Source organism: Streptomyces sp. NPDC051109, from assembly GCF_044455885.1.
In the GTDB taxonomy this organism is placed as follows: Bacteria; Actinomycetota; Actinomycetes; order Streptomycetales; family Streptomycetaceae; genus Streptomyces.
In genome coordinates this window covers 108,232-132,438 of sequence record NZ_JBITFF010000010.1, presented here as the reverse complement: position 1 = coordinate 132,438, position 24,207 = coordinate 108,232, and the positions used below count along the sequence as shown (strand labels likewise).

Here is a 24,207-nt window from a genome sequence, read left to right as displayed (position 1 = left end):
CACCTGACTCTCACAGGAGTCCGTGACCGGCGTGCGCGGCGTTTGTGACCGGACGATGACCGTTTCGCTGCGGTCCACGTCACAACCGAAAGTCGGATTCTTTCGGCGGATTGTGCAACCTAAAGTCGTGCCGTCCGCATCTCCATCTGCGAACGATCATTACTTGGAGGGGTTTTCGTTGAGCCGCACACGCCGTACCGCACGCAGTCGCCACGCCATGCTGGCCGGGACCGCACTCATGGCCGCCGCGCTGACCGCCTGCGGCGGCTCGGGCGGAAACGGGAGCGCGGGCGCTTCCGGCACTGCGGACGCGAAGAAGAAGCCGGACATGGCGATATCCGTGAACCTCACGGGCGACCAGGCCAAGCCCGGCGAGCCGGTGAAGGTGACCCTCGCCGCGGGGAAGCTGGCCCTGGTGAAGGTGTCCGACGGCAAGGGCGGCGAGCTGCCCGGGAAGATAGCCGACGACGGCAAGACGTGGACCTCCGAGCGCAACGCCTCACCGGGCACGGACTACAAGGTCGAGGCGCAGAACACCGACAGCCAGAGCGCGAGCGCCCAGTTCAAGACGGTCGCCGCGGACAAGGTGAACAAGGTCACGATCAACCCGGGCAAGGCCAACCCGGTGGTGGGCATCGCCCAGCCGGTCTCGATCGTCTTCGACAACCCGGTGAAGAACAAGGCCGAGGTCGAGAAGCACCTGAAGGTCACCACCTCGAACAACACCGAGGGCTCCTGGGGCTGGTTCAAGGACTACACCGGCAACGACCGGGTGGACTGGCGGCCGAAGGAGTACTGGAAGTCCGGCACCGACGTGAAGGTCGAGATGAACCTCAACGGGGTGGACTCGGGCCAGGGCGGCGGGATGTTCGTCAAGGACTACAACACCGAGTTCAAGATCGGCAAGGACCGCCGGCTCCAGGTGGACCTCGACACCCACAAGATGACGGTGACCGAGGACGGCCAGGCCGTGAAGACCATCCCGGTCTCGGCGGGCACGCCCGGCGGCCAGAAGGCCTCCTGGTCCGGGAAGATGGTGCTGATGTCCAAGGAGGGCACCATCCGGATGGACTCCCAGACGGTGGGCCTGGGCGACTCCTACGACAAGATGGTCGACTACTCGATGCGGGTGACCTGGTCGGGCATGTACATCCACGCCGCCCCGTGGAACACGGGCAACTTCGGCCGGGCCAACACCAGCTCCGGCTGCGTGGGCATGAGCGACTCCAACGCGAAGGAACTGTTCGCCGAGGCCCAGGTGGGCGACCTGGTGGAGGTCACCGGCGACGGCTCCAAGGGCAAGGCCGACATCGGCAACGGCTACGGCGAGTGGAACCTCTCCTGGGACGAGTGGAAGGCCAAGAGCGCCCTGGCGGGCGGCGCGGGCGCCACACCCCAGAACGGCTGATCCGCGCACTTGACACTCGTTCAATCGTTACCACCGCGTAACTCACCGGCGGGTTACCACCGGTAAGTCCCTCGCACTACCGTCGGGTCGCTTTGACACCGGCGCACGCGAGGAGCGATCGATGGTCCGCACCGCCCGCACCACCAGCACCGCGGCCGCCGTGGCGGCCGTACTGGCGGCGACCGCTCTGGGCCTGGCCCCCCACCAGGCCCAGGCGGCGCCCGCCCCCGCCGCGGCGGGGGCTCCGTCGGCGCCGTCCGACCTCCGCTTCCACGACATCCCCGGCTCCGGCGGCATCACCCTCAAGGGCAACGTCTTCACCCCGGCCGACGCGCAGACCGGCCGGAAGTACCCGCTCATCGTGCTGCCCACCAGCTGGGGCATGCCGCAGATCGAATACGTCGCGCAGGCCGAGAAGCTCGCCGACGACGGCTACGTCGTCGTCAGCTACACCTCCCGCGGCTTCTGGCTCTCGGGCGGCCGCATCGAGGTGGCCGGCCCGCCCGACACCGCCGACGTCTCCGCCGTCATCGACTGGGCGCTGGCCAACACCCCCGCCGACGCCGGCCACATCGGCCTGGGCGGGGTCTCCTACGGCGCGGGCATCAGCCTGCTGGCCTCGGCGCACGACCCCCGGATCAAAGCCGTCGTAGCGCTCAGCGGCTGGGCCGACGTCATCGAGTCGATCTACTCGGGCCGCACCCAGCACCTCCAGGCCGCCGCGCTGCTCGGCGGCGCCGGCTACCTCACCGGCCGTCCCGGCCCCGAACTCCAGCAGGTCCTGGGCGACTTCCTGGGCTCCCGGCTGGACCGGGAGCCGCAGATGATCGAGTGGGGCCGGGAGCGCTCGGCCGCGGAGCAGCTCGACGGGATCAACGCCAACGGCGCCGCGATCATGCTGGGCAACGCCTGGGGAGACAGCATCTTCCCTCCCAACCAGTACGCGGCCTTCTTCGAGAAGCTGACCGGCCCCAAGCGCCTGGAGTTCCGGCCCGGCGACCACGCCACCGCCGAGGGCACCGGCCTGCTCGGGCTGCCCAACGACACCTGGGCGAACGCCCACCGCTGGTTCGACCGCTACCTCAAGGGCGAGCGCAACGGCGTGGACACCGAGGCCCCGGTGCAGATCAAGTCCCGCAGCAACGGCGGGGACGAGGTCTACGAGGGCTACGCCGACTGGAAGTCGGTCGGCTCCGCGGGCACCGAGAGGATCCCGCTCCCCGACAGCGAGCGCCTCCTCACCGGCATCGACTCGGGCGCCGACGGCGGCGTCGTCTTCCTCTCCAGCATCCTCGACCAGTTCGCCAAGGCGCCCCCGACCGCCTCCGTCCCGCTCCTCCCCCGCGCCTTCGCGGCCGTCTGGCAGTCCCCGCGCCAGGACGGCGACCGCCGCATCCGCGGCACGGTGAAGCTGCACACCACCGTCACCCCCACCGCCGAGGACGGCACGTTCGTCGCGTACCTCTACGACGTCGGGCCGCTCGGCATCGGCAAGCTGGTGAGCCACGCCCCGTACACCTTTCACGGCAAGCCCCGGGGCCGCTCCTTCGGCGTGGACCTGGAGCTGTTCTCCACCGCCTACGACGTGCCCGAGGGCCACCGGATCGCCCTCGTGATCGACACCGTCGACCCCCTCTACATCGAGCACAACCCCACCGGCGCACAGCTGACCTTCTCCTCGCCGCGCACCGATCCCTCGTACGTCTCGGTGCCGCTGCGCGAGCAGTGATCTGCGGCTGCTGCCGGGCGGGGCGGCTCTTCGGAGCTACCGTTGCGTGCCCGGCAGCACCGTTCCGGGATCGGGCTCGACGACCTCGACCGCCTCGGTCTTCACACTGCGCCGCTCGAACCGCGCCACCCAGCCGGCGAACCAGGAGAGCAGCATGCACATCCCGATGTAGATCGGGGAGATGATCATCACGACGGGGATGAACGGCAGGTCGTAGTCGAGGTTCGAGGCGATCAGCTTGCCCGCGTGCAGGAACTCCTCGTACGTGATCAGGTAGCCGAGCGAGGTGTCCTTCAGGGCCACCACCAGCTGGCTGATGATGGTGGGCAGCATCGCCCGGACCGCCTGCGGGGCGAGCACGAACGTCATCACCTGGGTCTTGCGCATGCCGAGCGCGTACGCCGCCTCGCGCTGGCCCCGGTCCACGGAGTTGATGCCCGTACGGAAGACCTCGGCGAGCACCGAGCCGTTGTACAGGGTCAGTCCCGCCACCAGCGCCGGCAGCGGCTGGACCTTCAGCGCGACGAAGATGAAGAAGATCATCACCAGCACGGGCATGGCCCGGAAGAACTCCACGCACAGGGTGGCCGCCCAGTGCAGGGGCCGGTGGACGGAGAGCCGCCCGGCCGCGAGCACCGCGCCGAGGACGAGCGAGAACGCCGAGGCGTACAGGAAGGCCTTGAGGGTGTTCCCCAGCCCCTTGAGCAGCAGTTCCTGGATGCCCTTGTACGCGAAGGGGCTCCACTTGGCGGAGGTGAACTGGTCGGTGTCGAAGAGGAGGTAGAGGATCCACGCGAGCAGTCCGAGGATCACCACCGTGGAGGCGACCCCGTAGAGGAAGTGCCGGCGCCGCGCCCGCGGGCCGGGCAGGTCGTAGAGGGCGGTGGACTCCGGGTCCCCGCGGAGCGCGTGCGCGGTCATCGGGCGATCCCCCAGCGCTTCTCCAGCACGTTGAAGAGCGCGCTGATGGACAAGGTGATGATCAGGTAGCCGACGGCGATCCAGACGAAGGTCCAGATGATGTTGTAGCCCAGCTCGCTGAGCGTCTTGTACGTGCCCAGCAGCTCGGTGACGCTGAAGGCGCCGGCGATCGCCGAGTTCTTGGCGAGGGCGATCAGCGTGGAGCCGATGGGCGGGATGACGCTGCGGAAGGCCTGCGGCAGCACCACCGAGCCCAGGGTCTGGGTGAAGCTCATGCCCAGGCTGCGGGAGGCCTCGCCCTGGCCCTTGGGCACGGTGTTGATGCCCGAGCGCAGGACCTCGCAGATGAAGGCGGAGGTGTAGCAGCCCAGCGTGAGGACCGCGAACACCTGGAAGGGCAGGACCAGCCCGAAGCGCGGCAGGCCCAGCAGCACGGCGAAGAAGAGCAGGGTGAGCGGGGTGTTGCGGAGCACGGTGACCCAGACCGTGCCGAAGACCCGGAAGGAGCCGACGGGCGCGACGCGGAAGGAGGCCATGACGAAGCCGAGGACCAGGGCGAGCAGCGAGGCGTAGACGGTGAGTTCGACGGTCCCGAGGAAGCCCTTCCAGTAGAGCGGGAAGTTCTGCGTGAGTACGTCCATGGTGGTGGGCTCTCCCCTCAGCTCGCCGGGTAGCGGTCGATGGCGGGCGGCTTCGGGGCGGGTACGCCGGACAGGCCGAGCGTGGCCTCGTACGCCTTCTTCCAGTTCCCGTTCGCCTCCTGCTCCGCCAAGGCGTCGTCGAGGGCGAAGCGCAGGGCGTTGTCGCTGCGCGGTACGCCGACGCCGTAGGGCTCCTTGGAGAAGGGCGCGCCGACGACCTTGAGCTCGTCGGGGACCTTGGCCGCGTAGCCGAGGAGGATGGAGTCGTCGGTGGAGACGGCGTCGACCTGGTAGGTCAGGAGGTTGTCCACGCAGGCCGAGTAGGTGTCGTACGCGACCAGGACCGCCTGCGGGTACTCCCGCTGGAGCCGCTGGTAGGGGGTGGATCCGGCGGCGGAGCAGACCTTCTTGCCCGCGAGGTCCTCGGGCCCCTTGATGTCCTTCTCGTTCTTGCGCACGAGCAGGGACTGGCCGGCCATGAAGTACGGGCCGGCGAAGCCGACCTGCTTCTTGCGGTTGTCGTTGATCGTGTAGGTGCCGACGTAGTAGTCGATCTGGCCGTTCTGGAGGGCCGTCTCGCGGTTGGCGGAGGCGATTGTCTTGAACTCGGTCGTCTTGGGGTCGAAGCCGAGCGAGGCCGCCATCATCTTGGCGATCTCGACGTCGAAACCGGAGTAGCGGCCGCTCGCGGGGTCCTTCTCGCCCAGGTACGGCTGGTCCTCCTTGACGCCGACCACGAGGCGGCCGCGCCGCTTGGCGCGCTCCCAGGTACGGGACTGCGGCAGCTCGAAGCCGGTCGCGACCTTGTAGACCGGCAGGTCCTCGGGCTGCGGCCCCTTGACCGGAGGGCTGCCCTCCTTGCCGCAGCCGGCGAGGAGGACCAGCAGGGCGGCGGCGAGGAGAAGGAGGCGGGCGCGCGGGCGCGCGCCGGGGGTGCGCTTCATCGGGCCGCCCCTCAGTGCTTGAGGATCTTGGAGAGGAAGTCCCTGGCCCGCTCGCTCTCCGGGGCGGTGAAGAACTCCTCCGGCGTGCGGTCCTCGACGATCCTGCCGTCGGCCATGAACACGACGCGGTTGGCCGCGGACCGGGCGAAGCCCATCTCGTGCGTGACCACGACCATCGTCATGCCGTCGGCGGCGAGCTGGCGCATGACCTCCAGCACCTCGTTGATCATCTCCGGGTCGAGGGCCGAGGTGGGCTCGTCGAAGAGCAGGGCCTTGGGGTTCATGGCGAGGGCCCGGGCGATCGCGACGCGCTGCTGCTGGCCGCCGGAGAGCTGGGCGGGGTACTTCGGCGCCTGGTCGGCGAGGCCCACGCGGCCGAGCAGCTCGCGGGAGCGCTTGTCGGCCTCGTCCCTCTTGCGCTTCCTGACCTTGACCTGCGCGAGCGAGACGTTGGCGAGGACGGTCTTGTGCGCGAAGAGGTTGAAGGACTGGAAGACCATGCCCACGTCGGCTCGGAGGGCCGCCAGCTCCTTGCCCTCGTCGGGCAGCGGCTTGCCGTCGAGCAGGATCGTGCCCGACTCGATGGTCTCCAGGCGGTTGATGGTCCGGCACAGGGTCGACTTCCCGGAACCGGACGGGCCGATGACCACCACCACCTCGCCGCGGCCGACGGTGAGGTTGATGTCCTGGAGGACGTGCAACGCCCCGTAATGCTTGTTGACGTCCCTCAGCTCGATCAACGGATCGACGGCCATGCGCTGCCCTGCCCACCTGTCGGAGTGTCGAGGTCAGCGCAAACTATCCAGCGACGGAAGGGCACTTCCGCTCGACACGCCTAAAGGCGACATAAAGCTCAATCGGGTCAGCCTTCGGAGGCTTCGGCGTACGCCTGGGAGAGTTCCGGGGAGCCGGTCATCGCCCACGACACCCCCGACTCCACCACGTTCAGCTCGCGGCCCGAGGCCAGCCGGATCACCGGCTGGCCGTTGGGCCAGACCTGCCAGGCGGCGCCCAGCTTGGTCCGGATGATCACCGTGCCGAGGTAGAAGCCCGCGTCGTTGCCGAGCCAGGGCACGACCTCGGGGTCCCGGCGCCAGCGGGGCATCAGCTGGTCGAGCGCCTCCAACGAGGCCGGGCTCTCGTCGAGTTCCAGCCCGGCCGCGCGCGCGTGGACGCGCAGCATCTCGCATTCCGAGAACAACTCGTTGACGCCCTCGGGGTCGTCCGCGAGGGCGGCGGCGAGTCCCGCACCCCGTTCCGTTTCGTGCCGGTTCAGCCAGTTGTCCAGGAAGGGGATGTTCATACCGCCAGCCTGGCACCAGGATCCCGCGCTGGCCACAGGGCGCGCGGGATCCGTCCGCCCCGGCCGGTCAGGGGGTGTCGAGCGCCAGGTCCACGACCACCGGCGCGTGGTCCGAGGCGCCCTTGCCCTTGCGCTCCTCGCGGTCCACGTACGCGTCGGTGACGGCCTTGGTGAAGGACTCGTTCCCGTAGACCAGGTCGATGCGCATGCCCCGGTTCTTGGGGAAGGCGAGCTGGCGGTAGTCCCAGTACGTGTACGGCCGGTCGTACTTGAGCGGGCGCGGCACCACGTCGGAGAGCCCCGCGGCACGCAGTGCCTCCAGGGCGGCGCGCTCGGCGGGGGTCACGTGGGTCAGGCCCGCGAAGACCGAAGGGTCGTACACGTCCTCGTCGGTCGGGGCCACGTTGTAGTCGCCGAGCACCGCGAACGGGCGCGGGCCGGCCGCGTCTTCGGCGACGGCGGCGGTCAGCGCGCGGAACCAGTCCAGCTTGTACCCGTAGTGGTCGTGCTCGACCTCGCGCCCGTTCGGCACGTACACCGACCACAGGCGCACCCCGCCGCAGGTGGCGGAGATCGCCCGCGGCTCCTCGACGCCCTCGTAGTCGGGCCCGCCGGGCAGGCCCCTGACCACGTCCTCCAGGCCGACCTTGGAGATCAGGGCCACCCCGTTCCACCTGCCGGTGGCGTTGACGGCCGACTCGTACCCCAGCTCGCGCAGCTGCTCGCGCGGGAACTGCTCCTCGGAGCACTTGGTCTCCTGGATGCACACGACATCGGTGCCGGAGCTCTCCAGCCAGGCCAGCAGACGGGGCAGCCGGGCGGTGATCGAGTTGACGTTGAACGTGGCGATACGCATGCCGTCCAACCTACCGCCCGGCACCGACAGTCACAGCTGGGCGGCCTCCCCGGCGGCGAGCCGCCCGTGGTCGGTGCCGCCGAGGGCCGCGAGGGCGTTGTCGTAGATCGGCCGGGCGATGTCCGAGAGGTAGGCGTCGTGGATGTCGATGGCCCGGCGCGGCTTGACCTCGCGCAGGTAGTCGATCACCTCGGCGACCTTGTTCCAGGGCGCGTGCACCGGGAGCATCAGGGTGTCCACGGGCACCTCGGGGACGGTCAGCGCGTCACCGGGGTGGAAGAGCGAACCCTCCACGAGGAAGCCGACATTGGTGACCCGCGGGAGGTCCGGGTGGATCACGGCGTGCAGCTCTCCGTGGACCTGGACCTCGAAGCCGGCGGCGCTGAAGGCGTCCCCGTGGCCGACCGTGTGCACCCGGCCCGGGTAGGCGGGTGCCAGCCGCTCCGCGACGCTGCGCAGCGTCCAGAGCGCGGCCGCGGGGTCGGCGTCGAGGGCGGCGCGCAGCCGGCCCTCGTCGAAGTGGTCGGGGTGCTCGTGGGTGACGAGCAGGGCGTCCGCCCCGAGCCCCGCGTCGGGCTCGCTGAAGACGCCCGGGTCGATGACGAGCACGCGCCCGTCCTTCTCCAGTTGGACACAGGAGTGCAGCCGCTTGGTGAGCTTCATGGCAGAAGGCTAGGGGGTGCCCGGCCGTGATCCGCCGAACGCCCCCGGCTACGGGGTCGCGGTGGAGACCACGTAGACCCTCGGCTTGGCCGGGTCCGTGAGGTCGACCGTGACGTCCCGGGTGGGGCGCGGGTTCGGCTGCTCCAGCGTGGTGCCGTACCAGGCGTTCTGCGGGCCCCAGCTCCAGCCCGCGATCGCGGCGTCGTGCGCCCCGACGGAGACCTCGCGGGTCAGTTCGGAGCGGCTGGTGCCGACGTCGGCCAGGAAGGTGTCCAGGTCGGCGGGGGTGACCGCGAACTGCACGTACAGCCGGCTGGTGCGCCAGTTGTTGGTCTCCAGGAACCCCACCCGCCAGGCCTTCGGCGGGATCGGCACCTCGTAGATGCTGCGCTGCACCTTGGAGGGCCAGCCGGGGCGGACCTTGGTCGCGCCGACCTTGGCGGCCTTGTCCCGGCCGCTCTCGCGGCTCTGCTGGGCGGATACGGCGAGGTAGCCCGCGGGCACGCCGACCAGCAGCAGGATGATGATCGCGGTGATCCAGCGGCGCCGGACGACGTGCTTGCGGTCCTCGGCCGGGGCGGGCGTGCCGCCCTCGTCGGGGGCGGGCGCCTGGTGGGGCACCGAGGGCGGTGTCACTGCGTCTCACCGTCCTTGAGGTCCGCGGGCTTCGTGTCCGCGGCCTCGGCCTCGCCGGCCTTGAGCTCCGCGGCCTTGAGGTCCGCGGCCTTGCGCCCGGCGGCGGCCGGGGAGTCGATCAGGCCCCACTGCGCGTAGCGCTCGTACCGCTCGACGCGCCGGCGCGTGGCGCGGCGGAAGCGGCGGGCGACGAGCCGGGCCAGGTCGGCGGCGCCGACCATGCCGGCCTCGGGGCCGAGCTGGGCCTTGGCGATGCGGGCCTCGGGCCGGTAGCCGCGGCCGGTGAGGTGGCGCCGGAAAGCGTCCCGGGCCGGGCCGATCAGCAGGTCGTCGGCGGCGCTGACGCCGCCGCCGATGACGAAGCAGGAGGGGTCGAGGGCGGCTGCGAGGTTGGCGATGCCGACGCCCAGCCACTGGCCGATGTCATCCAGCAGCTCGACGCACATGGCGTCGCCCTCGCGGGCCAGCTCGGTGATGAGCGGCCCGGTGATCTCCGAGACGTTGCCGCCGACCCGGGCGATGATCTCGTGCGCGACCGGGGAGTCGGCGGCGGCCAGCTCGCGGGCCTCGCGGACCAGGGCGTTGCCGGAGCTGTACTGCTCCCAGCAGCCTCGGTTGCCGCAGGGGCAGCGGTGGCCGCCGGGGACGACCTGCATGTGGCCGAACTCGCCGGCGACCCCGAAGCGGCCGCGCTTGACCTGGCCGCCTTCGAGGATCGCGCCGCCGATGCCGGTGCCGAGCGTGATCATGACGAGGTGGTCCTCGCCGCGCCCCGCGCCGAAGCGCCATTCCGCCCAGGCGGCGGTGTTGGCGTCGTTGTCCACCATGACCGGGACCGCGAGCCGGGACTGGAGCGCGTCGCGCAGGGGCTCGTCGCGCCAGGCCAGGTGGGGTGCGAAGAGCACCCGGGAGCGGTCGGCGTCGACCCAGCCGGCGGCGCCGATGCCCACGGCGTGGACGTCGTGCCGGTCGGACAGGTCGAGCACCAGCTCGACGATGGTGTCCTCGACGACCTTGGGGCTCTTGGACTTGTCGGGGGTCTCGGTGCGGATCTTCTCCAGGATGACCCCGTCGGCGTCGACGACGCCGGCCATCACCTTGGTGCCGCCGATGTCGATGCCGACGGTCGGGACGCGCGGGGCGGTCAGGTGCGACCGGCGCTCACGGGTCCCGATGGTCCGCAGGACGGTGCCTCGCGCCGACCCCCGGTGGGTGAGCGTGAAGTCCCGGTACGTGCTCATCGAGTCGTGTCGTCCCTCAGGGTGCGGTGGTGCCGGACGCCGGATCGGCTGCTCCGGACGGGTGGTCCGGTCCTGATTCTGCCACCCGCTCCAGTTCGTGGCTCAGCTCGTCCAGCTCGGAGCCGCCCGCCATCTGCCGGGTGAGCTCGTCCAGAGTGATCGAGTCACGGGTGTGGCTGCCGGCCATCGTGCCGCGCTTGAGCAGCACGAACCGGTCGCCGACCAGGTAGGCGTGGTGCGGGTTGTGGGTGATCAGGACCACGCCCAGGCCCGCGTCCCGGGCCGCGGCGACGTACTTGAGGACGACGCCGGACTGCTTGACGCCGAGGGCGGCGGTCGGCTCGTCGAGGACGAGGACCTTCGCCCCGAAGTAGACGGCGCGGGCGATGGCCACGCACTGCCGCTCGCCGCCGGACAGGGTGCCGATCGGCTGGTCCACGTCGCGCAGGTCGATGCCCATGCGCAGCAGCTCGGCGCGGGTGGTCTCGCGCATGAACTCCACGTCGAGGCGGCGGAAGGGGCCGCGGCCCCTGGTGGGCTCGGAGCCGAGGAAGAAGTTCCGCCAGACGGGCATGAGCGGGACGACGGCGAGGTCCTGGTAGACGGTGGCGATGCCGTGGTCGAGGGCGGCGCGCGGGTTGGCGAGCACGGCCTCCTCGCCCTCGATCTCGAAGCGGCCGGCGTCGTGCCGGTGCAGCCCCGCGATGATCTTGATGAGGGTGGACTTGCCGGCGCCGTTGTCGCCGAGGACACAGGTGATCTCGCCGGCGTGCACCTCCAGGGAGACCCCCTGGAGGGCCCGGATGTTGCCGTAGAACTTGCTGACGTCCGTCATCTTCACGAGCGCCGGCGAGGAGGACTTCTCGTACGGGGTGGCGGACACGGTCTCGGTCATCACTTCGCCTCCGCCCGCTTGCGGACCCATGCGTTGAGCAGCGTCGCCAGCAGGAGCATCGCGCCGAGGAAGAACTTGAACCAGTCCGGGTTCCACTGGGCGTACACGATGCCGTTGCTGGTCATGCCGAAGATGAAGGCGCCGACGGCCGAGCCGATCGCGGAGCCGTAGCCGCCGGTCATCAGGCAGCCGCCGATGACGGCCGCGATGATGTAGAGGAACTCGTTGCCGACGCCCTCGCCCGACTGGACCACGTCGAACGAGAAGAGGATGTGCTGCCCGGAGATCCAGGCGCACAGGGCGACGCCCATGTACAGGCCGATCCGGGTCTTGACGACGGGGACGCCGGTCGCGCGGGCCGCGTCCGCCCCGCCGCCGACCGCGAAGATCCAGTTGCCGGCGCGGGTGCGCAGCAGGATCCAGGTGGCGACGGCGACCAGGGCCAGCCACCACAGGATGGTGACCTTGAGCGTGACCGAGCCGACGTTCCACTGCGAGGCGAAGAGCGCGCGGGCGGAGTCGAAGCCCTCCATGTCGGCGATGGTCTTCGTCGAGACGGATCCGCTGATCAGCTTGGTGAAGCCGAGGTTCAGGCCCGTCAGCATCAGGAAGGTGCCGAGCGTGATGATGAAGCTGGGCAGCTTGGTACGGGTCAGCATGAACCCGTTGAAGAAGCCGATGGCCAGGGTGACCAGCAGGGACACCGCGACGCCCACCCACACGTTGGCGGTCATCTGGTAGCTGAACATCGAGCTGACCAGCGCCGAGGTGGTGACCATGACGCCGGCGGAGAGGTCGAACTCGCCGCCGATCATCAGCAGGGCCACCGGGCAGGCCATGATCCCGATGGTGGAGGCCGAGTACAGGATCGTGCTCAGGCTGGAGGCCTGCAGGAAGCTGGGCGCGGCGATGGAGAAGAAGACGAAGACGGCGGCCGCGCCGACGACCGCGCCGAGCTCGGGGCGGCCGAGCAGCTTGCGCACCAGCGAGGTGGGGGCGAGCCGTTCGTCGACGGCCGTTGCCGTGCTCATCGGCTGCCCCGCTTGATGAACTCCTCCAGCTTGCCGGCTTCGTCGGCCGTCACGATCTGCGGTCCGGTGAGCACCGGGCGGCCGCCGCCGAGGACGTTCGCGTTGTAGCGGTACAGCCAGAGCAGGTCGATGGCCTCGTAGCCCTGGAGGTAGGGCTGCTGGTCGACGGCGAAGCCGAGGGCGCCGGACTTGAGGTCGCGGGCGACGGACGCGTTGAGGTCGAAGGTGTCGACCTCGGCCTTGCTGCCCGCCGCGTCCTTCGCCTTGATCGCCGTCGGGGCGAAGGGCGCGCCGAGGGTGACGATGGCGTCGACGGAGGGGTCGGCCTGGAGCTTCGCCTGGATGGCCGCCTGGACGGAGGGCATGTTGGTGCCCTCGACGTACAGGTTCTCCATGATTCCGCCGGACTCACCGAAAGTCTTCTTCGCCCCGGCGCAGCGCTGCTCGTGGCCGACGTTGCCCTGCTCGTGCAGGACGCAGACGGCCTTCTTCCTTCCGCGCTTGCCCAGCTCGGCACCCACCGCCTCGCCGGCGATCTGCTCGTCCTGGCCGATGTGGGTGAGGGCGCCGTACTCGGCCGACTGCGCGGATCCGGAATTGACGGTGATCACCGGGATCCCGGCCTTGACCGCCTTGCCGATGACGTCCTTGAGCGCCTCGGGCTTGGCCAGGCTCACCACGATCCCGTCGACCTTCTGGTCGATGGCGTTCTGCACGAACTGGGCCTGCTGCTGAGCCTGGTCGTCGTGGGCGTAGACGAAGTTGATGTTGTCCTTCGCCGCGGCCTCCTTGGCACCCTTCTGGACGATGTCCCAGAAGGTGTCGCCGTCTCCCGCGTGCGTGACCATCGCGAAGGTCCAGCGCGGGGTGGACACGGCGGGCCGGCCCGCCTGGGCGGCCTTCGCCCGCTCCTCGGCACGCTTGCCGCCCGTACTGCTGCAGCCCACGAGGGAGGCCCCCAGTACCGCCGCGAGCACGGCGCCCGCGACGCGCACCCCTGTCCGAACCCTAGCCACGTCTGCGTGCCCTTCCCTCGTCCTGCGTCTTGTGCGGTCCGCTGCTGTCAAAGCGGTCATTACGGTTCCAGCCGCTCAGTATCCGCCACAGTGGACCATGTGCGGTCATCGGGTCCTTCGAGCCCATCTGGGCCATACGGGTACTGTCGGGCGGATTGACAGCCCCCGGTGAGGGGGTCAGGTTGATTGCATGCGCATCGGGGTGATCGGAACGGGCCGGATCGGCTCCTTCCACGCGGCGGCACTGGCCCGCCACCCGGACGCCGGCTCGCTGCTCCTCGCCGACGCCGATCCCGTGCGGGCGGCTCGCCTCGCCGACCGGCTGGGGGCGACCGCCGCCCCGTCCGTGGAGCAGGTCTTCACCTGGGGCGTGGACGCCGTGGTCGTGGCCTGCGCCACCGACGGGCACGCCGAGCTGGTCCTGCGGGCGGTCCGCGGCGGGCTCCCGGTGTTCTGCGAGAAGCCCCTGGCCCCCGACCTCGCCCGGACACTGGCCGTACTGCGCGAGGTGGTCGCCGCGGACGGGGTGCTCCAGCTGGGCTTCATGCGCCGCTTCGACGCGGGCTGCCGCACCGCGCGGGAGCTGGTGCGCTCCGGAGCCCTGGGCCGGCTGCACACCGTACGGACGATGACCGCCGATCCGGCGCCACCGCCCGCCGCCTACCTGGCGACGTCGGGGGGGCTGTACCGGGACTGCCTGGTGCACGACTTCGACATGGTCCGCTGGGTGACCGGCCGCGAGGTGACCGAGGTGTTCGCGACCGGCTCCGACGCGGGTCCGGCGGTCTTCCGCGAGCTCGGCGACGTGGACACCGCCGTCGCCGTCCTCACCCTGGACGACGGGACCCTGGCCACCTGTACGGGCACCCGCTGCAACGGCGCCGGGTACGACGTGCGCATGGAGCTGGCCGGTGAGCTCGACCAGGTCTCCTCCGGGCTGGACGACCGTACGCCGATCGCCTCGACCGAACCGCACGGCCCGCCCCCGGCGAGCAAGCCCTGGGCGGGCTTCCTGGAGCGGTTCGCCCCCGCGTACGAGGCGGAGCTGGCGGCCTTCGTCCGGCTGGTGCGCGGCGAGGGCCCCAACCCGTGCGACGGCCGGGAGGCGCTGGCCGCGCTGCGGATCGCGGAGGCGTGCGAGGCGTCGCGGCGGGAGCGGCGCCCGGTGCGCATGGCGGAGCTCCCGGACCTGTAGGGGCGCCGGGGAAGCGGGCGGGGGCGGTGGGGAATCGGCCACGGGCGGCGGCTACCAGCGCACCGGGAGCCGGGTCACGCCGCGGATCAGGCTGCCCCCGATGTACGTCGGCGCCTCCTCGTCCGGGTCCTCGGCCAGGTCCGGGAACCGCTCCAGCAGGCCGCGGATCGCGATGCGGCCCTCCATCCGGGCGAGCGGGGCGCCGAGGCAGAAGTGCAGTCCGTGCCCGAAGGCGAGGTGGCCCTGCGGCGCGCGCCGGATGTCGAACGCGTCGGGGTCCCCGTAGCGCCCGGGGTCGCGGTCGGCTCCGGCCAGCGAGACGAGGACGGTGGCCCCGGCCGGGATGGCGGTGCCGCCGAGCTCCATGTCCTCGCGGGCGTATCGGTAGGTGGTGTTCTGCACCGGGCCGTCGTAGCGGAGCACCTCCTCGACGGCTCCGTCGAGGAGGCCGTCGTAGTCGGCGCGCAGGGCGGCCAGTTGGTCCGGGTGGGCCAGCAGGGCGCGCGCGGCGTTGGATATGAGGTTGACGGTGGTCTCGTGGCCGGCGACCAGCAGCAGGAACGCCATCCCGATCAGCTCCGTGGAGGACAGTGCGTCGCCGTCCTCGTCGCGGGTCCGGATGAGGGCGCTGAGCAGGTCCTCGCCGGGATCCTCGGCCTTGGCCTCGACGAGTTCGGCGAGGTACTCCCCGAGCTTCCGGTGCGCGGTGGTGCTCGGGGTGGCGGAGGTGGGGGCGACGACCTCCTTGGACCAGTGGCCGAAGCGCTCGCGGTCCAGGTCGGGGACGCCGAGGAGTTCGGCGATGACGGTCATCGGGAGCGGGAAGGCGAGGGCCTTGACCAGGTCGGCGGTGCGCTGCGGGCGGGCGGCCATCGCGTCGAGCAGGTCGTCGGTGACCTGCTGGACGCGGGGGCGCATGTCCTGCACGCGGCGGGCGGTGAACTCTCGGGCCACCAGGCGGCGGAGCCGGGTGTGGTGCGGCGGGTCGGCCTCCAGCATGTTGCTGTTGGCCGCGGTGGTCGTGATGCCCGGCAGGATGGCGCCGCTGCTCCAGTCCTTCGCCAGACCGGGGTGGCTGAGGGCCCGGCGGGCCTCGTCGTAGCCGACCACCAGGAAGGTGGGCGCGTACTCGGTGGCCGTGACCTCCACGTGGTGCACCGGGCCCGTCGCGCGGAGCCGGGCGTAGAAGGAGTAGGGATCGGTGCGGAAGTCGGCGTCGTTCGCGCTGATGTCCGGTAAGGGCATGCGGTCACATTAATGTGACCGCTCAGTACGGGACCCGGCGATTTCCGGTCACTCGTCAGCGCCCTCCGGCCACCTGTCGGATGCGCGCCGGGTCAGCCGGCCACGGCGCGGCGGCCCCAGGCGGTGCCGCCGAGGACGAGTGCGGCGCCCGCGAACCCGGCCGGGCCGAGGTGTTCGCCGCCGATGGCGATGCCGGCGGCGGCCGCCCACAGGGGTTCGGTGCCGAGCAGCAGGCTGACGCGGGAGGGCGAGGAGCGGCGTACGGCCCACATCTGCACGAAGAACGCGAAGAGCGTGCAGAAGACGGAGAGGAAGGCGAGTCCCGCCCACTCGGCGGCCCCGAAGGCGGCGGCCGCCGCCCAGGGGCTGTCGCCCGTGCCCGGCACGGCGGCCAGTACGGCGAAGACGAGGACGGCGCCGCCGAGTTGCACGGTGGTCAGCGACAGCGAGTCGGCGTCCCGCACGGCCTTGATCCGCGCCATCAGCAGGACGTGCAGGGTGCGGGCGAGGGCCGCGCCGAGGATGAGCAGGTCTCCGGCGCCGGGGACGGTGAACCCGGCGCCCTGGGTGAGCAGGACGACGCCGGCGACGGAGGCCGCGGCGCCCGCGAGGAAGGCGGCCGAGGGGGCCTCGCGCCGTACGGCTGCCTCGGCGAGCGGGGTGAAGATCATGGTCAGGCTGATGATCAGCCCGGCGTTGGTGGCGGAGGTGTGGACGACCCCGTACGTCTCCAGCAGGAAGATCCCGCCGAGTACGAGGCCCAGCAGACCCGCGCCGCGCAGCTGCCGGGCGGTGAGTGCCCGCAGCCGCTGCCGTCCGGCGACGATGAGTACGGGCAGGACGAGCGCGAAGCGCAGGACGAGGACGGCGATCACGGTGTGGGCCGCGGTGATGCCCTTGGCCGCGAGGTAGCTGCCGCCCCAGACGACGGCGACGGCCAGGACCGGCAGGTCGGCGAGCCAGGCGCGGCGGGGGGCGGCGGTGCGTGCGAGCAGGGCGGGCGAGCTCACCGGGGACTCTCCATCGGCGTGAAGCGGGTGGAGACTTCGGCGGCTCCCTCGGGTGCGGCTCACCGTACCCGAGCCGATCAGGGCGGTCGAGCGGTTTCACCGCCGCCCGGAGCCACCGGCCGGCGGCCGCCCTCCGGGGCCGCCTCCGGGGGCCGCCGGCCCGGGCCCCGGTGGACGGCGGCCGGGCCCCGGTGGACGGCGGCCGGGTCAGACGAAGGTGCCGAAGGTGGCGCGGCCCGTCGGGCGGTGGGTGAGGATGGCCGTGCCGTTCGGCGTCGTGCGCGACGCGGCCAGCTCGCAGGCCGTCGGCAGCCCGCCCGTGGGGAACAGCCGCTGCCCGGCGCCCAGGAAGACGGGGAACACCAGCAGGTTCAGCTCGTCCACGAGGTCCCGCGCCAGCAGCCACTGCGCCAGCGCCCCGCTGCCGTGCACCTGGAGTTCCCGGCTCCCCTCCAGCGCGTCCTTGACCCGCACGATCTCGGCCTGGAGGTGTTCGCCGTCGATGACCGTGGTCCCGGCCCAGGCCGGTTCCCTGAGCGTGGTCGAGGCGACGTACTTCGGCAGCCCGTTGAGCCGGCTCGCGATCGGGTGCGCGGGGTCGGTCACCTTCGGCCAGTAGTCGGCGAAGATCTCGTACGTCCGGCGCCCGAGCAGGAAGGCCCCGGCCCGGTCGAACACCTCGTTCATGAACACCCCCATGCCCTCGTCGCTGAACGGCACCAGCCAGCCGCCGTACGCGAACCCGCCGCTGGGGTCCTCCTCCGGCCCGCCGGGGGCCTGCATGACGCCGTCGAGGGTCAGGAAGGTGGTGAGGGTCAGCTTGCCCATGGCTCTGCGCTCCTTGCGTCCGGTGTCTGCTGCACGTGTTCAGACTCCCGGGCGCCCCGGAACTCATCGGCGCGACGCGCACGAACGCGAGGTCCGATTCCCGCCAGCGCCGGTCCCTTGACGCCCGTTTCATTGAACCCGCAACGACTTGTCGGACGAGAGCGGGGAGAAGACCATGAGCAGCATCGGCACGGTGGCACTGGTGACCGGCGGCAGCCGCGGCATCGGGGCTGCCACCGCCCTGCGCCTGGCGCAGGACGGGACCGACGTCGCCGTCACGTACGTCCACGGCGCGCAGGCCGCGGCCGAGGTCGTGGGCAGGATCGAGGCGCTCGGCCGGCGCGCCCTGGCGGTCCGGGCCGACGTGGGCGACCCGGCGCAGGCGGTCGCCGCGGTGGAGGAGACCGTACGGGGCCTGGGGCGGATCGACACCCTGGTCAACAACGCCGGCATCGGCGTACTCGGCCCGCTGGACGCCCTGACCCCGGCCGATGTGGACCGGGTACTGGCGGTCAACGTGCGCGGCGTGTTCCTGACCACCCGGGCCGCGGCCGCGCGGATGGGCTCCGGCGGCCGGATCGTCACCATCGGCAGCTGCATGGTGGCGCGGGTCCCCGGCCCGGGCGGCACCCTGTACGCGATGAGCAAGGCCGCGCTGACCGGGCTGAACAAGGCGCTGGCGCGGGAGCTCGGCGGGCGCGGCATCACCGCGAACCTCGTGCACCCGGGCCCGGTGGACACCGACATGAACCCGGCGGACGGGCCCCACGCCGCCGCGCAGAGCGCGCTGACGGCCCTCGGGCGCTTCGGCACCGCACAGGAGGTGGCGGGCCTGGTGTCCTTCCTCGCGGGCCCGGACGCCGCCTACGTCACGGGCGCCGAGTTCGCGGTGGACGGCGGCCACGCGGCGTAGCGCGCCGGGGGCCGGGGGCCGGCAGGCGGCGGGTGCGCGGGGCCAAGGTGCGCGGGGCCCCAGGGCACGGGTCCCGGGGGCGCGGCCGGGGCCCGGACACGCCGACGGGGCGCGCCGCTGCGGCGGTGCGCCCCGTCGGGCCGTGCGGGCCCCGGGGGTGTCGGCCCCCGGGGCAGTCACGGGGCGGCGTCAGCCGCCCAGCTCCTGGTGTCGGGCGGTCAGCGCGGCCGCGCCGGCCTCCGTCAGCGAGCCGTACAGGCGCAGGCGGGAGAAGCCGCCGTCCGGGAAGATGTCGATCCGCACGTGGGTGCCGACCGCCGGGGCGTCCAGTACGAAGCGGTGGTTGGTGTCGGGCTGCAGGCGGGTGCGCGGCAGGAACTCCGTCCACTCGCCCTCCTCGCCGGACTTGACGGACAGCGAGGCCCAGCCGGCCGAGTTGCCCTTGAGGTAGGCGGTGTCGATCTCGACGGCGCGGATCTCGGAGTCGGCCACCAGCTGGTAGCGGATCCAGTCATTGCCGTTGTCACGGCGGCGGGCGGTCTCCCAGCCGTCGTCCATCTTGCGGGAGCGGCCCGGGTTGATGGTGTTGGTCGGCGGGGAGTAGAAGCGGTTGGAGGCGTCCTGGACGGAGCCGCCGTTCTCCAGGGCGACGACGTCGAAGGTGCCGAGCGCGGCGAGCCACTCAGGGTCGGGGCGTACCTCGCCGTAGACGCGCAGGCGGGCGATGCCGCCGTCCGGGTGCTGGTTCAGCCGCAGGTGCGTGAAGCGCTGCTCCACGTCGACCTCGAAGCCGTTGGCCGCGTGGCCGCCGACGGGGGTGCGCGGTACGAGGGTCGTCCACTTCACGTCGTCGGAGAGGAGCTCCTGCGCGGTCGGGGAGCCCTCGACGGAGGTGGCCTCCACCGAGACGGCCTGCGGCATGTTGCCGCGGAAGTGGGCGGTGTCGACGACGATGCCGCGGATGACGCCGGGAGCGCCGAGGCGGATCAGCGCCCAGTCGTGGTCCTCGGCGGTCGGCCAGGGCTGCCCGGCCGAGACTCCGCGCCGGCGGCGGGTCTCCCAGCCGTCCATGACCTTGCCCTTGTGGCCGAAGTGCTCGGGGTCGAAGTGCGCGGCCTCCTCGACGAGCAGGTTCTCGCGCTGGGCGAAGAACTCGTCGTTGGCGGCGAGGACGCCCGCGCCGAGCTGACGCGCGGCGAGGTTCGCGTGCTGGGTGAACGGGAAGTCCGCGGTGCGGTAGTCGGCGTACGGGTCGCCGCCTCCGTACGGGTTCGCGTTACCGGTGAAGGAGGGAATCGCCACTGGTCAGTTCTGCCTTTCGAGGAGTCGGCCCGTGGGCTCGGTCGGGGTGCCGTGGTCGGCGATCTGCCTGCCGCGCAGCCAGGTGGACTTCACGACGCCGTGCAGGGTCTTGCCCGCGTACGCCGTGACCCGGTTGCGGTGGTGCAGTTCCGCGGGATCCACGGTGAAGGTCTCTTCGGGGGCCAGCACGGCGAAGTCGGCGTCGCGGCCGGCCTCGATCGCGCCCTTGTCGGCGAGGCCCGCGAGCGCGGCCGGGGCGGCCGACATCCAGCGCACGACGTCCTCAAGGGTGCGTCCGCGGCGCCGGGCCTCGGTCCAGATGGCGGGCAGGCCGAGCTGGAGCGAGGAGATGCCGCCCCACGCGGTGGCGAAGTCGTCCGTCTTCAGGTCCGCCGTGGAGGGCGAGTGGTCGGAGACGATGCAGTCGATGGTGCCGTCGGCCAGCGCGTCCCACAGGAGGTCCTGGTTGGCGGCCTCGCGGATGGGCGGGCAGCACTTGAACTCGCTCGCGCCGTCCGGCACTTCCTCGGCGGTCAGGGTGAGGTAGTGCGGGCAGGACTCGACGGTGATCCGGACGCCCTCGGCCTTGGCGGCGGCGATCAGCGGCAGCGCGTCGGAGGAGGACAGGTGCAGTACGTGGACGCGCGCGTCCAGCCGCTTCGCCTGGGCGATCAGGTTGCCGATCGCGGTGTTCTCGGCGTCGCGCGGGCGGGAGGCCAGGAAGTCGGCGTACTTGGGTCCCGGGACGGCCGGGGCGGAGTCCAGGTGGTGCGGGTCCTCGGCGTGCACGATCATCAGGCCGCCGAAGCCGGTGATCTCGGCGAGGGAGGTGGCCAGCCGCTCCTGGTCGAGCTCGGGGAACTCCTCGACGCCGGAGGGCGACAGGAAGCACTTGAAGCCGTAGACGCCGGCGTCGTGCAGGGGGCGCAGGTCCTTGACGTTGTCCGGCAGGGCGCCGCCCCAGAAGCCGACGTCCACGTGCGCCTTGGTCCGGGCGACCTCCTGCTTGACGCGGAGGTGGTCGACCGTGGTGGTCGGCGGCAGGGAGTTGAGGGGCATGTCGAGGATCGTCGTGACGCCCCCGGCCGCGGCGGCGCGGGTGGCCGTCCAGAAGCCCTCCCACTCGGTGCGGCCCGGGTCGTTCACGTGCACGTGGGTGTCGACCAGGCCGGGGAGCAGGACGTCGTCGCCGAAGTCCTCGAACCGGGCGCCGGCCGGTACCTCGGCGTCGTGCGGCAGTACGGCGACGATCTTCCCGGCGGCGACGGCGACCGAAGCGGCGCGCGTCCCCTCGGGGGTGATGACGCGAGTCGAGCGCAGTACCAGTTCCACGTCGTCGGACACGCCGGAACCTCCCCATCTACTTCCACAGAGCGAAATTCAACGTTCTGTTGACGGAGTCTCGCCGCCGATCCGGGGCCCGTCAAGAGCGGCCGGACGGACCACCGACACACCGGCGCCGCAATTGGATGTTTCCACAGGATGGAATTAAGATTTCACTATCCAGAATGTAGCTACCACTACCGGGGGCGGACGGGTAACTTCCCGAGGAGGTCCGCGACCCGGACAAACCCCCTCTGACCGGCGGGGACGGCTTCGACCCGGCTCTAGGGCCGACGCCGACCGACCGGTAGGCTGCTTCCTTGCCTGCCAGCACCGAAAGGACCGCGCCGTGCCGACGTCCAGCGCCAGCACCACCGACGCTTCCGCGAAGCCCACCGCCGCCAGCGGTGGCGTTCAGTCCCTTGAGCGCGCCTTCGATCTGCTTGAACGCATGGCCGATGCCGGGGGCGAGGTCGGCCTCAGCGAGCTCTCCACCGCCAGCGGTCTGCCGCTGCCCACCATCCACCGCCTCATGCGCACCCTGGTGGCATGCGGCTACGTCCGGCAGCAGCCCAATCGACGGTACTCCCTCGGCCCCCGGCTGATCCGCCTCGGCGAGTCCGCGTCGCGGCTGCTGGGGACCTGGGCGCGGCCGTACCTCGCCCGCCTGGTCGAGGAGACCGGCGAGACGGCCAACATGGCCCTGCTCGACGGGGACGAGATCGTCTACGTCGCCCAGGTGCCGTCCAAGCACTCCATGCGCATGTTCACCGAGGTCGGCCGCCGGGTGCTGCCGCACTCCACCGGCGTGGGCAAGGCGCTGCTCGCGTACACGCCCGCCGACGAGGTACGGGCGCTGCTGGCGCGCACCGGCATGCCGGCCGCGACCGAGAAGACCATCACCACGCCCGAGGGCTTCCTGGAGGCCCTGGAGCAGGTGCGCAGGTCGGGCTACGCGGTCGACGACAACGAGCAGGAGATAGGGGTCCGCTGCCTGGCCGTGTCGGTGCCGAACTCGCCGACCGCCGCCGCGATCTCCATCTCGGGTCCGGCGGGCCGGGTGACCGAGGCCGTGGCCGAGTCCTTCGTGCCGATCCTGCAGAACGTCGCGGCCGAACTGTCGGTGGCGCTGCAGAGCCAGAGCCCCGCGTAGGTCCGCCGCCCGTACGTGAAGGCCCCGGCCCCCCCTCCGCTGCGAGGGGGCCGGGGCCTTCACGCACGTACGGGCGCTCAGGCGGCCGGGACCGTCTCGGACGCGGAGTCCGTCAGACGGCCGTCCGCCATCGTCGCCGTCCGGTCCATCCGCTCCAGGTGGGCGTGGTCATGGGTGACCAGCACGGTCGCGGTGGAGCGCTCGCGGGTCAGGGTCACCAGCAGGTCGAGGACGGCCGCCCCGCGCTCGTGGTCCAGGGCGCTCGTGGGTTCGTCGACCAGCAGGACGGCCGGCTCGTTCATCAGGGCGCGGGCGATGTTGACCCGCTGGCGCTGGCCGCCGGAGAGCTGGTGGGGCCGCTTGTCGGCCTTGTCGGCCAGCCCCACCGCGTCCAGCAGGTCCAGCGCCCGGCGGCGCAGCGCCCGCGGGGGGCGGCCCGAGAGGTGGGCCATCACCTGGAGCTGCTCGGCGGCGGTCAGCGAGGCCGGCAGGTTCGGCTGCTGGAAGACGATGCCGATCTTCTCGCGGCGCAGGGCCGACTTCTCGGCCGCGCTCAGCCTGGCGGTGTCCCGGCCGGCCACCACCACCTGCCCGGAATCCGGGGTGACCAGGGTGGCGGCGACGGCCAGCAGGCTGGACTTGCCGGATCCGGAGGGTCCGATGACCGCGGTCAGGGTGCCCGCGGGCACCTCCAGGCCGACCCGGTCGAGAGCGGTGAGCCGGCTCTCGCCGTCCGGATAGGTGAGCGTGACGTCGTGCACGAGCAGGGTCATCGGGCGCTCCCGAGGGCGGTCAGGGGGTCGACGGCGGTGATCCGCCGGATGGACAGGGCCGCGCCCAGCGCGCCGAGCGCGATCATGATCGCGGCGGGCGCCAGCACGGTCGCCGCGTCGAGGACGAAGGGGACGTCGCCCCCGCTGATCAGCACGCCGAAGCCGGCGGCGAGCGCCGTACCGAGCCCGGTGCCGATGGCGAGCATGACGACGGCCTGGCCGAGGGCGTCCTTCAGCAGGTACGGGGTGGAGGCGCCCAGTGCCTTCAGCACGGCGATGTCGCCGCTGCGCTGGATCGTCCACACGGTGAAGAAGGCCCCTATGACCAGGGCGGAGATGGCGAAGAGGAAGCCGCGCATGAGCTGGAGCGAGCCGTTCTCGGCCTGGTAGGACCCTATGGCGCCGAGTGCCTCGTCGATGGTCCGGGCCGAGGTGCCGGCCGCCTTGTCGCCGGCGGCGAGGTCCGCCGACCCGGCCGTGTCGAGTGCGATCACGGTGGCGAGGGTGGCGGTGGAGTTGCCCGGGTTGCCGATGCGCTGCCAGTCCCGCAGGTCCATCCAGACGACCGGGGTGTGGCTGTAGGCGGCGGTGCCGGAGACGGCGGCCACGGTCAGTTCCAGCGGACCGGTCCTCAGCTTGGCGCCCGGCGTCAGGCCGCCGAGCTCCTTGGCGGCCTTCTCGGTGAGGACCACCTGCCCCTGGGCGAGGCCGCTGCCGCGCGGCGGGAGGGGGCCGGCCGGGTCGACGCCGAAGACGGAGACCGCGGCGGTGCGGGCGCCCGCCGACGCGTTGGTGGTGCGGATGCCGAGCGGCTCGGCCGACTTCACTCCGGGCTGCGCCCGCCAGGCCTGCCAGGCCTTCTCGGACACCTGGGAGTTGGTGAAGGACACCTTCTGGTCCCCGGCGGGCGCGGCGAAGGCGAGGTGGCCGGCGGGCAGTCCGGTGACGGCCGAGACGTTCTCCCGGGCCAGGCCGGCGGTGAGCCCGGACAGCAGGCCGACCAGCAGCGTGATCAGCAGTACGACCGAGCCCATGAGGGCGAAGCGGCCCTTGGCGAACCGTAGATCTCTCCATGCGACGAACATGTCCCCACCCTGGTCTTCGGCGGGGGCACACGGCATCGCGCCACGGTAGCGATCCTGGTATCGAACGACGCATCCGGACATCAAACTTTCGATTGA

24 protein-coding genes are annotated in these 24,207 nt (G+C 71.7%); 5 read left to right on the top strand and 19 right to left on the bottom strand.

Annotated features, from left to right (window positions below):
• The first annotated feature begins 178 nt into the window (after positions 1–178).
• Both ACIBAD_RS20185 and ACIBAD_RS20180 read left to right on the top strand, forming a co-directional pair.
• Entirely contained in the window at positions 179–1,408 is a 1,230-nt protein-coding gene (locus ACIBAD_RS20185) for an Ig-like domain-containing protein (RefSeq protein WP_398907926.1), read from the top strand.
• Between the two features lie 121 nt (positions 1,409–1,529).
• Positions 1,530–3,137, top strand: a complete 1,608-nt coding sequence (locus ACIBAD_RS20180; RefSeq protein WP_398907925.1) for a CocE/NonD family hydrolase — start codon at positions 1,530–1,532, stop codon at positions 3,135–3,137.
• A 36-nt stretch (positions 3,138–3,173) separates the two neighbouring features.
• On the opposite strand, the gene ACIBAD_RS20175 is transcribed toward ACIBAD_RS20180, so the two are convergent.
• The 12 genes from ACIBAD_RS20175 to ACIBAD_RS20120 form a co-directional block, all read right to left on the bottom strand.
• Entirely contained in the window at positions 3,174–4,058 is an 885-nt protein-coding gene (locus tag ACIBAD_RS20175; RefSeq protein WP_398907924.1) for an amino acid ABC transporter permease, read from the bottom strand.
• Positions 4,055–4,699, bottom strand: coding sequence for an amino acid ABC transporter permease (locus ACIBAD_RS20170; RefSeq protein WP_053693499.1), 645 nt, complete (start codon positions 4,697–4,699; stop codon positions 4,055–4,057). Before ACIBAD_RS20170 ends, ACIBAD_RS20175 begins: the two co-directional genes overlap by 4 nt.
• Before the next feature lie 17 nt (positions 4,700–4,716).
• Positions 4,717–5,643, bottom strand: a complete 927-nt coding sequence (locus ACIBAD_RS20165; protein ID WP_166682022.1) for a glutamate ABC transporter substrate-binding protein — start codon at positions 5,641–5,643, stop codon at positions 4,717–4,719.
• Positions 5,644–5,654: 11 nt separating this feature from the next.
• Positions 5,655–6,398: an amino acid ABC transporter ATP-binding protein gene (locus ACIBAD_RS20160; protein WP_134070034.1), complete on the bottom strand. Its 744-nt coding sequence runs from the start codon at positions 6,396–6,398 to the stop codon at positions 5,655–5,657.
• 107 nt (positions 6,399–6,505) lie between these two features.
• Positions 6,506–6,946 carry a DUF6278 family protein gene (locus tag ACIBAD_RS20155; protein WP_134070037.1) on the bottom strand — a complete coding sequence of 147 codons (441 nt, stop codon included), beginning with the start codon at positions 6,944–6,946 and terminating at the stop codon, positions 6,506–6,508.
• Between the two features lie 67 nt (positions 6,947–7,013).
• Positions 7,014–7,802 (bottom strand): exodeoxyribonuclease III, encoded by a 789-nt coding sequence (locus tag ACIBAD_RS20150; protein ID WP_398907923.1) that lies wholly within the window; start codon positions 7,800–7,802, stop codon positions 7,014–7,016.
• Positions 7,803–7,832: 30 nt separating this feature from the next.
• Positions 7,833–8,465 (bottom strand): MBL fold metallo-hydrolase, encoded by a 633-nt coding sequence (locus ACIBAD_RS20145; RefSeq protein WP_134070041.1) that lies wholly within the window; start codon positions 8,463–8,465, stop codon positions 7,833–7,835.
• A 48-nt stretch (positions 8,466–8,513) separates the two neighbouring features.
• Positions 8,514–9,101, bottom strand: coding sequence for a hypothetical protein (locus ACIBAD_RS20140; protein WP_134070043.1), 588 nt, complete (start codon positions 9,099–9,101; stop codon positions 8,514–8,516).
• Positions 9,098–10,342, bottom strand: coding sequence for an ROK family glucokinase (locus ACIBAD_RS20135; protein WP_398907922.1), 1,245 nt, complete (start codon positions 10,340–10,342; stop codon positions 9,098–9,100). The genes ACIBAD_RS20140 and ACIBAD_RS20135 overlap by 4 nt, the downstream gene beginning before the upstream one ends.
• Positions 10,343–10,358: 16 nt before the next feature.
• Positions 10,359–11,237, bottom strand: coding sequence for an ATP-binding cassette domain-containing protein (locus ACIBAD_RS20130; RefSeq protein ID WP_398907921.1), 879 nt, complete (start codon positions 11,235–11,237; stop codon positions 10,359–10,361).
• Complete coding sequence (locus tag ACIBAD_RS20125) at positions 11,237–12,268, bottom strand: ABC transporter permease (protein ID WP_134070047.1); 1,032 nt, start codon at positions 12,266–12,268, stop codon at positions 11,237–11,239. Before ACIBAD_RS20125 ends, ACIBAD_RS20130 begins: the two co-directional genes overlap by 1 nt.
• Positions 12,265–13,284: a sugar ABC transporter substrate-binding protein gene (locus ACIBAD_RS20120; RefSeq protein WP_398907920.1), complete on the bottom strand. Its 1,020-nt coding sequence runs from the start codon at positions 13,282–13,284 to the stop codon at positions 12,265–12,267. Before ACIBAD_RS20120 ends, ACIBAD_RS20125 begins: the two co-directional genes overlap by 4 nt.
• Positions 13,285–13,474: 190 nt before the next feature.
• Between ACIBAD_RS20120 and ACIBAD_RS20115 the strand changes: the two genes are divergently transcribed.
• The gene (locus tag ACIBAD_RS20115; RefSeq protein ID WP_398907919.1) at positions 13,475–14,479 is read left to right on the top strand and encodes a Gfo/Idh/MocA family oxidoreductase; all 1,005 of its coding nucleotides are present in this window, start codon (positions 13,475–13,477) and stop codon (positions 14,477–14,479) included.
• A 51-nt stretch (positions 14,480–14,530) separates the two neighbouring features.
• Here ACIBAD_RS20115 and ACIBAD_RS20110 read toward each other — a convergent pair whose 3' ends face one another.
• From ACIBAD_RS20110 to ACIBAD_RS20100, 3 genes are all read right to left on the bottom strand, one after another.
• Positions 14,531–15,724, bottom strand: a complete 1,194-nt coding sequence (locus tag ACIBAD_RS20110; protein WP_134070053.1) for a cytochrome P450 — start codon at positions 15,722–15,724, stop codon at positions 14,531–14,533.
• Positions 15,725–15,816: 92 nt separating this feature from the next.
• Positions 15,817–16,734, bottom strand: coding sequence for a DMT family transporter (locus tag ACIBAD_RS20105; protein WP_398907918.1), 918 nt, complete (start codon positions 16,732–16,734; stop codon positions 15,817–15,819).
• Between the two features lie 207 nt (positions 16,735–16,941).
• A complete protein-coding gene (locus ACIBAD_RS20100; RefSeq protein WP_398907917.1) occupies positions 16,942–17,562 on the bottom strand; it encodes a dihydrofolate reductase family protein in 621 nt (206 codons plus the stop codon).
• Positions 17,563–17,737: 175 nt separating this feature from the next.
• Here ACIBAD_RS20100 and ACIBAD_RS20095 point away from each other — a divergent pair, with 175 nt between their 5' ends.
• Entirely contained in the window at positions 17,738–18,475 is a 738-nt protein-coding gene (locus ACIBAD_RS20095; RefSeq protein ID WP_134070059.1) for a 3-oxoacyl-ACP reductase family protein, read from the top strand.
• 189 nt (positions 18,476–18,664) lie between these two features.
• On the opposite strand, the gene alc is transcribed toward ACIBAD_RS20095, so the two are convergent.
• Positions 18,665–19,777, bottom strand: a complete 1,113-nt coding sequence (gene alc, locus ACIBAD_RS20090) for an allantoicase (RefSeq protein ID WP_398907916.1) — start codon at positions 19,775–19,777, stop codon at positions 18,665–18,667.
• Between the two features lie 3 nt (positions 19,778–19,780).
• Entirely contained in the window at positions 19,781–21,121 is a 1,341-nt protein-coding gene (allB, locus tag ACIBAD_RS20085; RefSeq protein WP_134070063.1) for an allantoinase AllB, read from the bottom strand.
• A gap of 328 nt (positions 21,122–21,449) precedes the next feature.
• On the opposite strand from allB, the gene ACIBAD_RS20080 reads away from it, so the two are divergent.
• On the top strand, positions 21,450–22,253 hold the full coding sequence (locus tag ACIBAD_RS20080; RefSeq protein ID WP_134070065.1) for an IclR family transcriptional regulator: 804 nt from the start codon (positions 21,450–21,452) through the stop codon (positions 22,251–22,253).
• A 77-nt stretch (positions 22,254–22,330) separates the two neighbouring features.
• Here ACIBAD_RS20080 and ACIBAD_RS20075 read toward each other — a convergent pair whose 3' ends face one another.
• Both ACIBAD_RS20075 and ACIBAD_RS20070 read right to left on the bottom strand, forming a co-directional pair.
• Complete coding sequence (locus ACIBAD_RS20075; protein ID WP_134070067.1) at positions 22,331–23,026, bottom strand: ABC transporter ATP-binding protein; 696 nt, start codon at positions 23,024–23,026, stop codon at positions 22,331–22,333.
• Positions 23,023–24,111: an ABC transporter permease gene (locus ACIBAD_RS20070; RefSeq protein WP_398907915.1), complete on the bottom strand. Its 1,089-nt coding sequence runs from the start codon at positions 24,109–24,111 to the stop codon at positions 23,023–23,025. Before ACIBAD_RS20070 ends, ACIBAD_RS20075 begins: the two co-directional genes overlap by 4 nt.
• Positions 24,112–24,207: the final 96 nt, after the last annotated feature.

Bases quoted from the DNA above. Each gene is read 5' to 3' on its own strand.
- ACIBAD_RS20130 (WP_398907921.1), bottom strand. From the start codon at position 11,237: ATGACCGAGACCGTGTCCGCCACCCCGTACGAGAAGTCCTCCTCGCCG.
- ACIBAD_RS20155 (WP_134070037.1), bottom strand. From the start codon at position 6,946: ATGAACATCCCCTTCCTGGACAACTGGCTGAACCGGCACGAAACGGAA.
- ACIBAD_RS20165 (WP_166682022.1), bottom strand. From the start codon at position 5,643: ATGAAGCGCACCCCCGGCGCGCGCCCGCGCGCCCGCCTCCTTCTCCTC.
- ACIBAD_RS20160 (WP_134070034.1), bottom strand. From the start codon at position 6,398: ATGGCCGTCGATCCGTTGATCGAGCTGAGGGACGTCAACAAGCATTAC.
- ACIBAD_RS20100 (WP_398907917.1), bottom strand. From the start codon at position 17,562: ATGGGCAAGCTGACCCTCACCACCTTCCTGACCCTCGACGGCGTCATG.
- ACIBAD_RS20135 (WP_398907922.1), bottom strand. From the start codon at position 10,342: ATGAGCACGTACCGGGACTTCACGCTCACCCACCGGGGGTCGGCGCGA.
- ACIBAD_RS20175 (WP_398907924.1), bottom strand. From the start codon at position 4,058: ATGACCGCGCACGCGCTCCGCGGGGACCCGGAGTCCACCGCCCTCTAC.
- ACIBAD_RS20125 (WP_134070047.1), bottom strand. From the start codon at position 12,268: ATGAGCACGGCAACGGCCGTCGACGAACGGCTCGCCCCCACCTCGCTG.
- ACIBAD_RS20170 (WP_053693499.1), bottom strand. From the start codon at position 4,699: ATGGACGTACTCACGCAGAACTTCCCGCTCTACTGGAAGGGCTTCCTC.
- ACIBAD_RS20115 (WP_398907919.1), top strand. From the start codon at position 13,475: ATGCGCATCGGGGTGATCGGAACGGGCCGGATCGGCTCCTTCCACGCG.
- ACIBAD_RS20075 (WP_134070067.1), bottom strand. From the start codon at position 23,026: ATGACCCTGCTCGTGCACGACGTCACGCTCACCTATCCGGACGGCGAG.
- ACIBAD_RS20070 (WP_398907915.1), bottom strand. From the start codon at position 24,111: ATGTTCGTCGCATGGAGAGATCTACGGTTCGCCAAGGGCCGCTTCGCC.
- ACIBAD_RS20150 (WP_398907923.1), bottom strand. From the start codon at position 7,802: ATGCGTATCGCCACGTTCAACGTCAACTCGATCACCGCCCGGCTGCCC.
- ACIBAD_RS20180 (WP_398907925.1), top strand. From the start codon at position 1,530: ATGGTCCGCACCGCCCGCACCACCAGCACCGCGGCCGCCGTGGCGGCC.
- ACIBAD_RS20145 (WP_134070041.1), bottom strand. From the start codon at position 8,465: ATGAAGCTCACCAAGCGGCTGCACTCCTGTGTCCAACTGGAGAAGGAC.
- ACIBAD_RS20095 (WP_134070059.1), top strand. From the start codon at position 17,738: ATGAGCAGCATCGGCACGGTGGCACTGGTGACCGGCGGCAGCCGCGGC.
- ACIBAD_RS20110 (WP_134070053.1), bottom strand. From the start codon at position 15,724: ATGCCCTTACCGGACATCAGCGCGAACGACGCCGACTTCCGCACCGAT.